The 13,771-nt window shown below is 71.3% G+C and carries 12 protein-coding genes; 10 read left to right on the forward strand and 2 right to left on the reverse strand.

Translation table 11 applies throughout. The features are described 5' to 3' along the window. Positions 1-386 precede the first annotated feature (386 nt). The 4 genes from ACFZAX_RS04150 (at position 387) to ACFZAX_RS04165 (ending at position 5,475) form a co-directional block, all read left to right on the forward strand. Entirely contained in the window at positions 387-1,601 is a 1,215-nt protein-coding gene (locus ACFZAX_RS04150) for a right-handed parallel beta-helix repeat-containing protein (RefSeq protein WP_390958882.1), read from the forward strand. Positions 1,602-1,950: 349 nt separating this feature from the next. Continuing rightward, positions 1,951-3,081: an NADH:flavin oxidoreductase gene (locus tag ACFZAX_RS04155; protein WP_390958883.1), complete on the forward strand. Its 1,131-nt coding sequence runs from the start codon at positions 1,951-1,953 to the stop codon at positions 3,079-3,081. Positions 3,082-3,748: 667 nt separating this feature from the next. Further along, positions 3,749-5,140 carry an ammonium transporter gene (locus ACFZAX_RS04160; RefSeq protein WP_390958885.1) on the forward strand — a complete coding sequence of 464 codons (1,392 nt, stop codon included), beginning with the start codon at positions 3,749-3,751 and terminating at the stop codon, positions 5,138-5,140. After that, positions 5,137-5,475, forward strand: a complete 339-nt coding sequence (locus ACFZAX_RS04165; RefSeq protein ID WP_390958887.1) for a P-II family nitrogen regulator — start codon at positions 5,137-5,139, stop codon at positions 5,473-5,475. Before ACFZAX_RS04160 ends, ACFZAX_RS04165 begins: the two co-directional genes overlap by 4 nt. Before the next feature lie 92 nt (positions 5,476-5,567). On the opposite strand, the gene ACFZAX_RS04170 is transcribed toward ACFZAX_RS04165, so the two are convergent. Next, complete coding sequence (locus ACFZAX_RS04170) at positions 5,568-6,500, reverse strand: ketose-bisphosphate aldolase (RefSeq protein ID WP_390958889.1); 933 nt, start codon at positions 6,498-6,500, stop codon at positions 5,568-5,570. Positions 6,501-6,742: 242 nt separating this feature from the next. Then, complete coding sequence (locus ACFZAX_RS04175; protein WP_390959232.1) at positions 6,743-7,633, reverse strand: SIS domain-containing protein; 891 nt, start codon at positions 7,631-7,633, stop codon at positions 6,743-6,745. A 314-nt stretch (positions 7,634-7,947) separates the two neighbouring features. Here ACFZAX_RS04175 and ACFZAX_RS04180 point away from each other — a divergent pair, with 314 nt between their 5' ends. The 6 genes from ACFZAX_RS04180 (at position 7,948) to ACFZAX_RS04205 (ending at position 13,530) form a co-directional block, all read left to right on the forward strand. Beyond that, the gene (locus ACFZAX_RS04180; RefSeq protein WP_390958890.1) at positions 7,948-8,748 is read left to right on the forward strand and encodes a DeoR family transcriptional regulator; all 801 of its coding nucleotides are present in this window, start codon (positions 7,948-7,950) and stop codon (positions 8,746-8,748) included. A gap of 766 nt (positions 8,749-9,514) precedes the next feature. Beyond that, the gene (locus tag ACFZAX_RS04185) at positions 9,515-10,744 is read left to right on the forward strand and encodes an ATP-binding protein (protein WP_390958892.1); all 1,230 of its coding nucleotides are present in this window, start codon (positions 9,515-9,517) and stop codon (positions 10,742-10,744) included. Further along, the gene (locus ACFZAX_RS04190) at positions 10,741-11,145 is read left to right on the forward strand and encodes a roadblock/LC7 domain-containing protein (RefSeq protein WP_390958894.1); all 405 of its coding nucleotides are present in this window, start codon (positions 10,741-10,743) and stop codon (positions 11,143-11,145) included. Before ACFZAX_RS04185 ends, ACFZAX_RS04190 begins: the two co-directional genes overlap by 4 nt. Further along, the gene (locus tag ACFZAX_RS04195; protein WP_390958895.1) at positions 11,142-11,516 is read left to right on the forward strand and encodes a DUF742 domain-containing protein; all 375 of its coding nucleotides are present in this window, start codon (positions 11,142-11,144) and stop codon (positions 11,514-11,516) included. The genes ACFZAX_RS04190 and ACFZAX_RS04195 overlap by 4 nt, the downstream gene beginning before the upstream one ends. Continuing rightward, positions 11,491-12,081: an ATP/GTP-binding protein gene (locus ACFZAX_RS04200; RefSeq protein ID WP_358761401.1), complete on the forward strand. Its 591-nt coding sequence runs from the start codon at positions 11,491-11,493 to the stop codon at positions 12,079-12,081. The genes ACFZAX_RS04195 and ACFZAX_RS04200 overlap by 26 nt, the downstream gene beginning before the upstream one ends. A 60-nt stretch (positions 12,082-12,141) precedes the next feature. Beyond that, positions 12,142-13,530, forward strand: a complete 1,389-nt coding sequence (locus tag ACFZAX_RS04205) for a cytochrome P450 (RefSeq protein ID WP_390958897.1) — start codon at positions 12,142-12,144, stop codon at positions 13,528-13,530. Positions 13,531-13,771: the final 241 nt, after the last annotated feature.

The following is a 13,771-nucleotide window of genomic DNA, read 5'->3' on the forward strand; positions in this document are numbered from 1 at the left end:
GGGGGGTTTGTTTGCGTGGGGGGGGGGGGGGGGGGGGGCGGGGGGGCCCCCCCGGCGCCCCGATTGGGGGGGGGGGGGGCCCCCGGGTTGCCGGGGGGCCCCCCACCCCTGCCCGTCTCCGGCACCGCCCGACGGAGCCCCGGCACGACCCATCAGGGTTCACATTCATAGACAGTAATCATGTACACGTCTATTGACGTGTACATGGCATGGACTTACGGTCCGATGGAGGCGATTGCTCCGCTTGAACCGGCCCCCGGTCGCCCGCCCGGTTCATGTACCCGAACTCTCGCGCCGCCACACGGTGGCACCGGTTCATCCCTGTTCCTCCCCCCACGGCTCCGCCGCTCCCCCATCGCGGCGGACCGGACGACTGGAGACCAAACATGCAATGGAAGCCCCTGATCGCAGGCGTCGGCGTGCTCGCCGGGACGGTGGTCGCGCTGTCCGGCCCCACCGCACAAGGCGCCGCCTTACCCCTCGGCGCCGAGGCGGGCACCACCGCCGCCCCGGCCGCCGGCGCCCTGTACGTGGCGCCGGGCGGCACCGACGGCGCGGCGGGCACGGAGTCGGCCCCCACGACCCTGACCTCGGCCATCTCCCGCGTCACGGCCGGCGGGACCATCTATCTGCGCGGCGGAACCTACACGCCCGCGCAGACGGTCACCGTCCCGCAGGGCCACGACGGCACGGCGGGCGCCCTCACCACACTCGCCGCCTATCCGGGCGAGTCCCCGGTGCTGAACTTCTCCGCCCAGACCGAGGCCACCACCAACCGGGGCCTCGCGCTGAACGCCTCGTACTGGCACCTCGACGGCATCACGGTCGAACACGCCGGCGACAACGGCATCTTCGTCGGCGGCAGCCACAACGTCATCGAGCACACCGTGACCCGCTTCAACCGCGACTCGGGGCTCCAGCTCTCCCGGATCGCGTCCGACACCCCCAAGGACGAATGGCCGTCCGACAATCTGATCCTGAGCGCGGAGTCGCACGACAACGCCGACTCGGACGGCGAGGACGCCGACGGCTTCGCCGCGAAGCTGACGGTCGGACCCGGAAACGTCTTCCGGTACGCCGTGTCCCACAACAACATCGACGACGGCTGGGACCTCTACACGAAGACCGACACGGGCCCCATCGGCCCGGTGACCATCGAGGACTCCCTCTCGTACGGCAACGGCACCCTCAGCGACGGCACCGTGAACTCGAACGGCGACCGGAACGGCTACAAGCTCGGCGGCGACGACATCCCCGTCGACCACGTCGTCCGGCGCAGCATCGCGTACGGCAACGGCCACCACGGGTTCACCTACAACAGGAACCTCGGCACGATCGCGCTCTCCGACAACGTCAGCATCGACAACGCCGAGCGCAACTTCAGCTTCGACGGCGGCACTTCGGTCTTCCGCGGCAACACCTCCTGCCGCAGCGACGACGGGTCGAACGACAAGACCATCGGCGACGTGGACAGTTCGAACCAGTTCTGGTCCGGTACGAACGGCTCCCGGTGCTCCGCCTACAGCGGCGCCCTGGGCTGGTCCTTCGCCTCGGACGGCAGCCTCGTGGTGACCTTCGGCGGCAACCGGGTCACGCCCTGACCGACCCGCCCCGGGCGGGGCCCCCCCCCCCCCCCCCCCCCGGGGGGGGGGGCCCCCCCCCGGGGGGGGGGGGGGGGGGGGCCCCCCCCCGCCGCCCCCCCCGGGGGCGCCGCCCCCGCGGCGCGCCCCCCCCCCCCCCCCCCGGGGGGCCCCCCCCCCCCCCCCCCCCGGGGGGGGGGCGCCCCGCCCGGCGGTTCACGGTCGGCGTCGCTGTCACCGTCGCCGTTGCCGTCGCGGAGGCCGGACGCCGGGCGAGAGCTCGGCCACACGGGGCGGGGGCCGGGAAGCCCCGGGGGTGGCCCGGTGTTGACCACGGGGGTACCGACACCCCCGACGAAGAGGACTCGACGTGACCGATGCGAATGCCCTCCCCGGAGCCCACCGTGCGGCGGAAGCCCTCTCGCGCCCGTTCACCGTGCGCGGGCTGACCTCGCGCAACCGGATCGCCATGGCGCCCATGACACGCTCGTTCTCCCCGGGCGGCGTCCCCGGCCAGGACGTGGCGGAGTACTACGCCCGCCGCGCCGCCGGCGGGGTGGGGCTGATCATCACCGAGGGCACCTACGTCGATCACCCCTCCGCCGGGACCAGCGACCGGGTGCCGCGCTTCCACGGTGAGGACGCGTTCGCCGGCTGGGCCGATGTCGTGGACGCCGTGCACCGCGAGGGCGGCGCGATCGTTCCCCAGCTGTGGCACGTGGGCGTGACCCGCACGGAAGGCGCCCCGCCGTTCACCGACGCGGAGCCGGTCGGCCCGTCGGGCATCTCCCTCACGGGCGAGCCCAAGGGGCGCGCCATGACCCAGCAGGACCTCGACGACGTGATCGCGGCCTTCGCCGACGGGGCCGCGGCGGCCGAGCGCCTCGGCTTCGACGGTGCCGAGCTGCACGGCGCCCACGGCTACCTCATCGACCAGTTCCTCTGGTCGGGCAGCAACCGCCGTACGGATGCCTACGGCGGCGACCTCGTCGCGCGCACCCGTTTCGCCGCGGAGATCGTGGCGGCCTGCCGGGCCGCCGTGTCCGACTCCTTCCCCCTCATCTTCCGCCTGTCCCAGTGGAAGTCGGACGCGTACGACGCGAAGCTCGCGGAGACCCCCGAGGAACTGGACGCCCTGATCACGCCGCTGGCCGAGGCCGGGATCGACGTCTTCCACGCGTCCACCCGCCGCTACTGGCTGCCGGAGTTCGAGGGCTCCGACCTGAACCTCGCCGGCTGGGTGAAGAAGATCAGCGGCCTGCCGACGATCACCGTCGGGTCGGTCGGCCTGGACGGGGAGTTCTTCAACGCCTTCCGGGGCCTGGGCTCTCCGGTCACCGGCATCGAGCAGTTGCTCGACCGGATCGAGCGCGACGAGTTCGACATGGTGGCGGTGGGCCGCGCCCTGATCGCCGACCCCGAGTGGGCGGCGAAGACGCTGGTGGGGCGGACCGAGGACATCGCGCCGTTCAACGCGGAGATGCTGAAGTCGCTGCGCTGACGGTGGGGCCTGGGTGGAGCCGAGGGCGTTGACCGGCTCCACCCAGGGGTCTACCCCCACTCCACCCGGAGCTCCCCCCTGCTCCACCCGAGATCCACCCGGGTTCGACCCACGGGTTGAGGACAACCGTCGGCGCCCGGCGGATAGTCGAACGCATGACAGCCTTCGACCCGCCCCTCTCCGCCGACCACGGCATCAGCAGCAGCCGCCGCCCGTCCTGGAGCACCACGGCACCGGCGCTCACGCAGCCACCCGCACCCCTCTCGCGCGCACCACGCTGCCGCGCCCCGCAGCCACCCGCACATCTCTGGGACGCACCACTCGCGCGCGCACCACACTGCCGCGCACCGCAGCCACCCGCACATCTCTGGGACGCACCACTCGCGCGCGCACCACACTGCCGCGCACCGCACTCACGCACACTGCTCCGACGCGCGTCCCACTGGCGTGCGCACGCCCAACTCCGCGCCGAGGGCCGGGCACCGGGCGTTCGGGCCACCCTGCGTCCAGACCACCCGCCGCCCCCGCGCCCGGCACCGGGCGTTGTTCCTTACGTCACCCTCGGGCAATGAAATGCGCTGGAAACCCCCACGTGCTCCGTACGTAACGCACGCCCGCGACCCTCTCCTTCGCCGGAACCCCACGCCGCCCCGAGGAGGGCCCCTTGGTGACCTCTGCTCCCCTTGCCGCGGAAGGTCTCGACACGGGCGATACCGCCTGGCTGCTCGCCGCCACCGCACTCGTCCTGCTGATGACTCCGGGGCTCGCCCTGTTCTACGGCGGCATGGTCCGCGCCAAGAGCGTCCTGAACATGCTGATGATGAGCTTCGTGGCGATCGCTCTGGTCACGGTCGTCTGGTTGGTCGCCGGCTACTCCCTCGTCTTCGGCGACGACTCCTTCGCGGGGCTCATAGGCGGCTTCGATCACCTGGGGCTCGCCGACATCGGCCCCGACACCCTGACCGGCGGCGTCCCCACCCTGCTGTTCGGCACCTTCCATCTGACCTTCGCGATCCTCGCGGCGTCGCTGATCAGCGGAGCGGTCGCGGACCGCATGCGGTTCGCGGCCTGGGTCGTGTTCGTACCTGTGTGGGCTCTTCTCGTATACGTTCCGGTCGCGCACTGGGTCTGGGGTCCGGGCGGGTGGATCACTCGGACGCTCGGCGCGCTGGACTTCGCCGGGGGCCTCGTGGTGGAGATCGCTTGCGGGGCATCGGGTCTGGCGCTCGCGCTGGTGCTGGGGCCGCGCATCGGCTTCAAGAAGGAAGCCATGCGCCCGCACAACCTGCCGATGGTGATGCTCGGTGCCGGGCTCCTCTGGTTCGGCTGGCTGGGCTTCAACGGCGGTTCGGCCCTGCACGCGGACGGACTGGCGGCGGCGGCGGTCCTCAACACCCTGGTCGCCGGGTCCACCGGTCTGCTCGGCTGGCTCTTCGTCGAGCAGAAGCGCGACGGTCACCCGACCACCTTCGGCGCGGCGTCGGGGGCGGTCGCCGGGCTGGTGGCGATCACGCCCGCGTCGGGCACGGTCGGGGTGCTGGGCGGTGCGGGGGTCGGCCTGGCAGCCGGCGTGGTGTGCTCGTACGCGGTGGCGTGGAAGTTCCGGTTCGACTTCGACGACTCGCTCGACGTGGTGGGCGTCCACTTCGTCGGGGGCGTCGTCGGCACCCTGCTCATCGGGGTGTTCGCCACTGCCTCGATGACCGGTGGCCCGGAAGGACTTCTCCACGGCGGTGGACTCGCCCTGCTCCTGAAGCAGGCGGTGGCGGTGCTGGTGGTGTCCGCGTACACCTTCCTCATGACGTACGGGATGGCCAAGGCGATCGACCGGTCCATGGGGCTGCGTGCCTCCAGCGACGACGAACTCGCCGGTCTGGACCGGACGGTGCACGCGGAGAGCGCCTACGATCACGGCGTCCAGGGCTTCGCCTCCCCGCAGGCGCACGTCCCCGGCACCCGCCCGCACGGCCCTCACGCGCACGGCGGCCACGCGCAGGTCGCCCAGGCGCCCGCCGCCCACGCGAACCCGCCCTCGAAGGACAGGACTCCGCCCTCATGAAGCTCATCACCGCGGTCGTGAAGCCGCACCGCCTCGACGAGGTGAAGACCGTTCTCCAGGAGCTCGGTGTGCAGGGCCTGACCGTCACGGAGGCCAGCGGGTACGGACGCCAGCGCGGCCACACCGAGGTGTACCGGGGCGCCGAGTACCGCGTGGACCTGGTTCCCAAGATCCGCATAGAGGTCCTCGTGGAGGATGCCGACGCCGACGCGGTCATCGACGCCGTCGTCCGCGCGGCCCGGACCGGCAAGGTCGGCGACGGCAAGGTGTGGGCCGTCCCGGTGGAGACCGTCGTACGCGTCCGTACCGGCGAGCGTGGCCCGGACGCGATATGACCCGCACGAGGTGACCCGGCGCCCGGTGCTCCCGGCTCACAGTGACCCCGGCGCCCAATACCCCCGGCTCACAGTGCCCCCCGCGCTACGGGTCAGCAGGCCCGAGCCTGCGCGACGACGGGGGCGACGGGGGAAGCGGGGTCTCCGGGGGAACCCTGACCAGCAGGCACCATGGTCCCTTCGAGAACGCCGATGAAGGCGGTGACCGTGCGGCTCATCGCCGTGCGGCCGAGACCGAGGTAGCCGCGCGGGTCCACCGCCCGGGGGTCGTCGGCGAGGTGGGCCCGGACCGCGCCGGTCATCGCGGTGTTCAGGGCGGTACCGACGTTGATCTTCGAGATACCGCCGGTGACGGCCCGCCGCAGCTCCGCGTCGGGTACGCCCGAGGAGCCGTGGAGCACCAACGGGAGGTCCAGCGCCTCGCTCAGCCGCCCCAGCAGACCGTGGTCGAGGCGTGCCGTGCGGACGGTCATGGCGTGGGAGCTGCCGACGGCCACCGCGAGGGCGTCGACACCGGTGGCCGCCACGAACGCGCGCGCCTCGTCCGGGTCCGTCCGGGCGCCCGGGGCATGGGCGTCGAGCGGCGCCTCGCCGTTCTTGCCGCCCACCTGACCGAGCTCCGCCTCCACCCACAACCCGTTCCGGTGGCCCCAGAGCACGGCGGACCGGGTGGCCGCCACGTTCTCCTCGTACGGCAGCCGGGAGGCGTCGAACATCACCGAGCTGAAACCGCACTCGGCGGCCTGGTGGAGCAGCGGGACGCTGTGCACGTGGTCCAGGTGGAGCGCCACGGGCACCCCGGCCGACCGGGCCGCCTCGGCGGCGGCGCGGGCCAGTGGGACGGGGCGGCCGTGGTGGAACTTCACCGCGTTCTCGCTGATCTGGAGGATGACCGACGAGCCCGCCCGCTCGGCGCCTTCAACGATCGCCTCGGCGTGTTCCAGGGTGATGACGTTGAAGGCCGCGACGGCCCGGTGCTCGACGGCTGCTGCGGCGACCAGGTCACCGGTGGCTGCGAGGGTCATGTGCGTGTCTCCAGAACGGTGTCGAACGAGGAGTACGGCGGGGACAGCAGGAGGTGCAGGGACGGAGGGACTGCCGGGACGGAGGGACTACGGGGACGGAGGGACTACAGGAACATCGAGAGCAGCAGGGAGAGCGGGGACAGCAGGGCCAGCAGGAACAGCAGGAACAGCGGGCTCGGTGGACCAGGGGACACACCGGGCGGAGGGGGCGCCGCGACGGCGGGAACGCGCGAGCGCCGGGGCTACTCGTTCTCCTGGAGCACCACCGAGCGCGTCAGGTGGCGCGGCCGGTCGGGGTCGAGGCCGGAGGCGGTCGCGCGGGCGACGGCGAGCCGCTGGACGCGGATCAGGTCGGCCAGCGGGTCCAGAGTGCTCTCCACCCACCGGGCTCCGGTGGCGCGCAGTTGCTCGGCGAGACCGGCAGGGGCAGACCCGAACATCCAGGTCGCCGTGGTGTCCGTGGCGATGCTGATCGGACCGTGGCGGTACTCCATCGCCGGGTAGGACTCGGTCCAGGCCAGCGAGGCTTCCTTCATCTTCAGCGCGGCCTCGTTGGCGAGGCCCACCGTCCAGCCCCGGCCGAGGAAGGAAAGCTGCGTGGCCTCGACCAGGCCCTCGGGCAGCGGCTCCGAAAGAGCCGTTTCGGCATCGGTCACCACGACGTCGGTGTGCAGCCCCAGGTGGGCGCGGAAGAGGGTGAGCGCGGTGGTGGCGAACCGCGTCTGCACCACGGACTCCTCGTCCGCGAAGGCGAGTTCGACGACGTCGTCGGAGACCGCCCGAACCTCGGCGCTCGGCACGGCCGTGACGACGACGGAACGGGTGGTGCCGTGCAGCCGGCCGAGCAGCTCCAGTACCTCGGTGGTGGTGCCGGACCGGGTGAGGGCGACGACCCGGTCGTAGCGGCGGCCGAGGGGGAACTCGGAGGCGGCGAAGGCGTCCGCCTCGCCGAGTCCGTTGCTCTCGCGCAGCGCCGCGTAGGCCTGCGCCATGTAGAAGGAGGTGCCGCAGCCCACGACGGCGATGCGTTCACCGTGGTCGGGGAGGGCGGCCTTGGCCTGCGTGGACGCCAGTTCGGCGGCACGGCGCCAGCAGGCGGGCTGACTGGCGATCTCGGCTTCGACGAAGGTCACGGTCACGGAGTGCGCTCCTGACTGAGGGAGGGATGCTCGGCCTGCGGCGGTCCCGCACGCGCCGCCCGAAAGACGGACACACCGAGGCCCGCGTGCTCGTTCATGCACGCTAGCGGCTCCGATCAAGCATTTTCAAGCAATCGGCTCTCCACTTCTTTCATCGTTCGAACATTTCCGTTGCTCATGTCAGGCTTGCGCTTGTCCGGTTTTCGCCCTCGCGGGCCGCCCGGAGCCAGCACGCCACGCCCCCGCACACCCCACGCCGTACTCCGTACGCCACACACCCGTACGCCACACACCCGAGGAGAGCGCCTGTGTCCAGGGACGCCCGGTGGAACGCCCTGCTGGAACTGCTCGCCGCGCACGGCCGGGTGGAGGTGGAGGAGGCCGCGTCGACCCTGGAGGTGTCGGCCGCGACCATCCGCCGGGATCTGGACCAGCTCGCGGAGCAGCAGATGCTCACCCGGACCCGGGGTGGCGCGGTCGCGCACGGGGTCTCGTACGAACTCCCGCTGCGGTACAAGACGGCGCGTCACGCCTCGGAGAAGCAGCGCATCGGCCGCGCCGTGGCCGACCTGGTGCCGGTGGGCGGTGTGGTGGGCCTGACCGGCGGCACGACGGTCACCGAGGTCGCGCGCGGCCTCTCGGTGCGCACGGACATCGGCGGCGACAGTACGGCCGGCAGCAGCGCACCGCCCGCGCTGACCGTGGTGACCAATGCCTTGAACATCGCGAACGAGCTGGTGATCCGGCCACAGATCAAGATGGTGGTGACCGGCGGAGTCGCGCGCCCCCAGTCGTACGAACTCACCGGGCCGTTGGCGAGCGGGGTACTGGAGGAGATCACGCTCGACGTCGCCGTCCTGGGCGTCAACGCGATCGACGTCCGGGAGGGCGCGTACGTCCACCACGAGGGTGAAGCGGCCGTCAACCGGCTGCTGGCCGAGCGCGCTCAGCGGGTGATCGTGGCGGCCGACTCCTCGAAGATCGGCCGCCGGGCCTTCGCCCGGGTCTGCGAACTGCGCCGGATCGACGTGCTGGTGACCGACACGGCCATCGACGACGAGGCCGCGGCCGGCTTCCGCGAAGCGGGCGTGACCGTCATCGCCGTCTGAACCTCATCCGGCCGCACCGCCCCCCGACACGCGAGCAACCCGGCCCACCGCACCACCCAGAACCCAGCACCACCCAGAACCCCGCACCACCCAGGGCCCCGCACCACCCAAAGCCCCGCCCCACGCGACCTCGACGCTCACGCCGACCCGCCCCCCGCGACCTCGCCCCTCACGCCGGCCCGCCCCACGAAGCCGCGCAAAGCCTCACAAGGGCCCAAGGAGGTCCCGCGGGGCGCCGCAACGCCCTGAATCCCCCGCACCGCCCCCGCAAAGGGGCCCGCCGCACGCTCCCACGATCCCCACCGCATCCCCGCACGATCCCCACACCCCACACCAGTTCCGCGCGTAGCTCCCCGTACCACCACGCCCACCACCGAACGGCCATCTCCCGCACCCCGCACCGCAGTCGCACCGACGCCCGCGCGCCATGGACGCACGTGTCACCACCCCTCCGTCCACGACGACGAACGGACATCCCCCGCACTCCGCGCGCATATGACGGCGGATCATAAATGCGCATAATCGGTCGAGATCACGCAACTGGCGGTCAGCAGTTCACACTTACATATGCCACCCATGTAAGATCAACTGACTTCCAGTGGGCTGATGGCGTATAGGGGGCGCTCCGCAAGGGGTGACAACCTCGGCCCCGACTTCGGAGGGGCATTCCCTGCATGGCGCGGTCCAGGGCTCGTTGAGCCAGGGAATGCGGCAGGCACGGGGGCGTCAAGCCGTATCCGTAGCCATGGCACTTGAAGTGAGTCTCATGACATTTCCACAGGACGCTGTCCTCTGGGCACTGATGGTCGTAGCACTGGTCGCCGTTGGCGCCGTGTTGCGGGCTCGTAAAACCAATATCAGGCTGCGCAGGCAGACCAACGAGCTCAGAACCGAGCGCGAGGGCCTGTGGCGGCAGCGCGACGAGTGGCAGGCCGCACAGACCGGCCTCCTGCACCGGCACGCCGCAGAGCTGGCCGACGTCCGCAAGGACGCCGAGGAGGAGACCAAGGCCGTCCTCAAGGCGGCCGTGCGTACTCTCCAGGGTCTCGCCGACCAGCAGCAGGTCGTCATCGAGAAGGCCCAGACGAAGTACGGCGACGACCCCCAGATCCTCGCCGACCTCATGGCGATCGACCACGCCAACAGCCAGTTCGGCCGCCGGGCACAGGGCATCGCCGTGCTCTGCGGTGGCTGGCTCGGCCGCCGCGAGACCGTCGCCTCCGTCTTCGACGTGGCCCGCAGCGCCCAGGGCCGTATCCGGCACTTCGACCGGGTCCGGATCAACGGGCAGGTGAACTTCTCGGTGGTCAGCAAGGCCGTCGAGCCGGTCGCCGTGGTTCTCGCCGAGTTGATGGCCAACGCCACCAACTACTCCGCCCCGGGCACCCCGGTCGAGATCAACATCCAGGCCGTGCCCTCGGGCGTCTGCCTCATCGTGGACGACGCCGGTCTCGGCATGGGCCAGGAGGAGAAGGACCGCGCGGGCGCCCTGCTCGACCCGCGTGCGGAGATCACCGTCTCCAGCCTGGGCATCCCCCCTCAGTTCGGGTTCGCCGTCTCCGGCCTGCTGGCCGCCCGTTACGGGTTCAAGGTGTCGGTGGACTCCGTATCCCCCTACGGAGGTGTACGCGCGGTGGTACTGCTCCCCGACGAGCTGCTGACCGGCGACGTGCCGCCGATCCCCGTGCCGGTCACCCGGGAGACCTCGGCGCCGTCCGTGCCACCGCTCCCGGCGCGTACGGCCCCGACCGCCCCGACCCCGCTGTTCCCCGACGCCGTACGGCAGGAGCCCTTCGCGCCCACCGCGCCGCCGGCCACCACTGCCGGTGGGCTGCCCAAGCGCCGCCGTCAGAGCCCGGTCTCCGTCCTGCCCACGGCGGCGGCCGAACCGGCTCCGGTGCGCAGCAACCAGGAGACGGCCTCCCGACTCGGCGCGTTCCAGCGGGGCACACGGTCCGGACGTGACACGACGATGGAAGGAACCGAGAACCAGTGAATCCCGACCTGTCGTGGGTACTCGACGACGTGCTCCAAGTACCCGGCGCCCGACACGCCATCCTCGTGTCCGCCGACGGCCTGCTGCTGGCCAGTTCGGCCGACATCGGCCGTGACGACGCCGAGACCGTCGCCGCCGCCATGAGCTCGATGCAGTCGCTGAGCCGGGCCGTCGCCCCCTTCATCGGTACCCGCGTGCCCGGCCAGTGGCGGCAGACGCTGCTGGAGTACGAGGACGGCTGGATCTTCCTCATAGCCGCCGGCAGCGGCGCCTATCTGGCCGCTGCGGCTGCCGCCGACGTGGACATGGAAGCCATGTCGTTCCGGATGCAGCAGCAGGTCGGAGCGGTCGGGAAGGCGATGAGCACACCTCCTCGCCAGACGGCGGGAAGCGACGCATGACGGCCCGGGGCGAGGAAGAGGCCGTCTCCAGCGGATTCGTCCGCTCGTACGTCATCACCGGCGGGCGCGGTCTGCCCGACGCGGATGCGCTCTCCCTCGTCACGCTCGTCACCATCGCCCCGGACCGGGAGATGCCCCAACAGGCGGGTCCCGAGGTCCGGGCGATCTGGGAGCTCTGTTCCGGCGGCTACCTCTCGGTCGCGGAGGTGGCCGGCCACCTCCAGCAGCCCGTAGGGGTGGCCCGGCTGCTGCTCCAGGATTTAGCGGAACAGGGCCACCTGATCCGGCGCAAGGCCCCGCCCGCCGCCCAACTCGTCGACCGGAAGATCCTCGAAGAGGTGTTGCATGGACTCCACGTCCGCTTCGGCTGAGAACATCTATGTGCCGGATGCGGTCCAGCGCGCGGCGAAGATCCTCGTCGTCGGACATTTCGCCGTGGGCAAGACCACGCTCATCGGCACGCTCTCCGAGATCACTCCGCTGCGCACCGAGGAGCGGATGACGCAGGCCGCCGCCCACCTGGACGACCTGCGGAGCGCTCCCGGCAAGGAAACCACGACGGTCGCGCTGGACTTCGGCCGTCTGACGCTCAGCGACGAACTGGTGCTGTACCTGTTCGGCACCCCGGGCCAGCAGCGGTTCGTGCAGCTCTGGGAGGACATGGCGCGCGGGTCGCTCGGCGCTCTGCTGCTGATCGACCCGGGCCGGCTCGCCGACACCTTCCCGGTGATCGACCTGGTCGAGCGGTACGGCCTGGAGTACGCGGTCGCCGTGAACAGCTTCGACCCCGCCACGCAGCACAGCGAGGACGAGCTCCGCGAGGCGCTCGACCTGCTGCCGGACACTCCGGTGATCCACTGCGACGCGCGTGACCAGAAGTCGTCCGCGCAAGCCCTGATCACGCTGGTGCAGCACCTGCTCGCCCGCGTCGCCTGACCCTTCGAGCCCCACCCCCCACGGGCCGGTTCCGGCCCGCCTTCACACCGAGGAAGAGACATGGACCCGTCGCCGGGAGCCAACCCGCACGGCGCCCCCTCCGGGTGCCCGATGCACCAGGGGCGACAGACGTCGCTCTACGGCCCTGAGTTCGCGGCCGATCCGCATCGCGTGTACGAGGCGCTGCGCGCCCACGGAGCCGCGGCACCGATCGAGCTGGCCCCCGGCGTGGAGGCCACCCTGGTGGTCCAGCACGAGGCGGCGCTCCGGGTCCTCCAGAACCCGTCGCTCTTCGCGCGGGACTCCCGGCGGTGGACGGCGCTGCGCGAGGGGCAGGTCCCGCTCGACAGCCCGGTGCTGCCGATGATGGCGTACCGGCCCAACTGCCTCTTCACGGACGGCACCGAGCACTTGCGGCTGCGCAAGGCCGTCACCGAGAGCCTCGCCCGGCTGAACCCCAGCCGGCTGCGGCGGGACGTGGAGCGGATCGGTGACTACCTGATCGACCAGTTCATCGAGCGGGGCAGCGCCGATCTCCTCGGCGACTACGCGAAGCTGCTGCCGCTGCTGCTCTTCAACCAGCTCTTCGGCTGCCCCGGCGACATCGGTGACCGGCTGACCCGTGACATGTCCGCCATCTTCGACGGTGAGGACGTGCTGCGCGCCAACACCCGCCTGACGGAATGCCTGATGGAGCTCGTCGCCCTCAAGCGACGGCAGCCCGGCGAGGACATCACCTCCTGGCTCATCCAGCACCCGGCCGGGCTCAGCGACGAGGAGCTCAAGGACCAGCTCGTCGTGCTGATGGGCGCGGGTGTCGAGCCGGAGCGCAACCTGATCGCCAACGCGCTGCTCGCCATGTTGTCGGGCGATGCGGACGCGGGCGGCCACCGCGGCGGCGGGCTCCTCGTGGAGGACGCCATCGACGGAGTGCTCTGGAACAACCCCCCGATCGCCAACTACGCGACACACTTCCCCGTTCAGGACGTCGACCTCAACGGCATGATCCTGAAGGCGGGTACGCCCGTACTGATCAGCTTCGCCGCGGCCAACAGCGACCCGGACCTCAATGCCGCCCGCGAGACCATGGCGAAGGGCGCCCACCTCGCCTGGGGCGCCGGACCGCACGTGTGCCCGGCGAAGTCTCCGGCCCAGTTGATCGCCCTCACCGCCATCGAGAAGGTGCTCAACTCCGTGCCGGACATCGCCCTCGCGGTGCACCCGTCGGCCGTCGAGTGGCGGCCGGGGCCGTTCCACCGCGCGCTGGTCTCCCTGCCGGTGGTCTTCACCCCCACGGCTGCCCGCCATGGGGTGACGCACCATCAGACCATCGCGTCCGCACGGGTTACCGCCGAACCGTCGCAGGTGACGCCCCGTCACCACGCGGCCGACACGCCGAAGAAGAACAAGGGTTGGTGGAGCTCCTTCCTCGACGTCTTCCGCGTGTGAATTGACCATTCCTGAGGCATATTCCTGTGACATGGCCAACAAAGATCGGCGCATGGGCGGGACATGCCCGCGGGTAGGTTCTGGGCGGTAACCGGATGCCCAGGACAAGGAACTCTCCGTGAGCGCGAAAAGTGGCATAACCAAGCCCGTCGTCGACCGCCGGGCCCTTGTCACCCTTCTGCGCACACTCAAATCACCGGACGGGCAGGCGAACCCCTTCTCCCTGCTCGCCGAACTGCGG

It is taken from the genome of Streptomyces sp. NPDC008125, from assembly GCF_042957125.1.
In the GTDB taxonomy this organism is placed as follows: domain Bacteria; phylum Actinomycetota; class Actinomycetes; order Streptomycetales; family Streptomycetaceae; genus Streptomyces.

Excerpts from the sequence above, each read along its gene's own strand:
- ACFZAX_RS04150 (WP_390958882.1), top strand. The coding sequence starts at position 387 with ATGCAATGGAAGCCCCTGATCGCAGGCGTCGGCGTGCTCGCCGGGACG.
- ACFZAX_RS04165 (WP_390958887.1), top strand. The coding sequence starts at position 5,137 with ATGAAGCTCATCACCGCGGTCGTGAAGCCGCACCGCCTCGACGAGGTG.
- ACFZAX_RS04170 (WP_390958889.1), bottom strand. The coding sequence starts at position 6,500 with ATGACCCTCGCAGCCACCGGTGACCTGGTCGCCGCAGCAGCCGTCGAG.
- ACFZAX_RS04185 (WP_390958892.1), top strand. The coding sequence starts at position 9,515 with ATGACATTTCCACAGGACGCTGTCCTCTGGGCACTGATGGTCGTAGCA.
- ACFZAX_RS04195 (WP_390958895.1), top strand. The coding sequence starts at position 11,142 with ATGACGGCCCGGGGCGAGGAAGAGGCCGTCTCCAGCGGATTCGTCCGC.
- ACFZAX_RS04200 (WP_358761401.1), top strand. The coding sequence starts at position 11,491 with ATGGACTCCACGTCCGCTTCGGCTGAGAACATCTATGTGCCGGATGCG.
- ACFZAX_RS04205 (WP_390958897.1), top strand. The coding sequence starts at position 12,142 with ATGGACCCGTCGCCGGGAGCCAACCCGCACGGCGCCCCCTCCGGGTGC.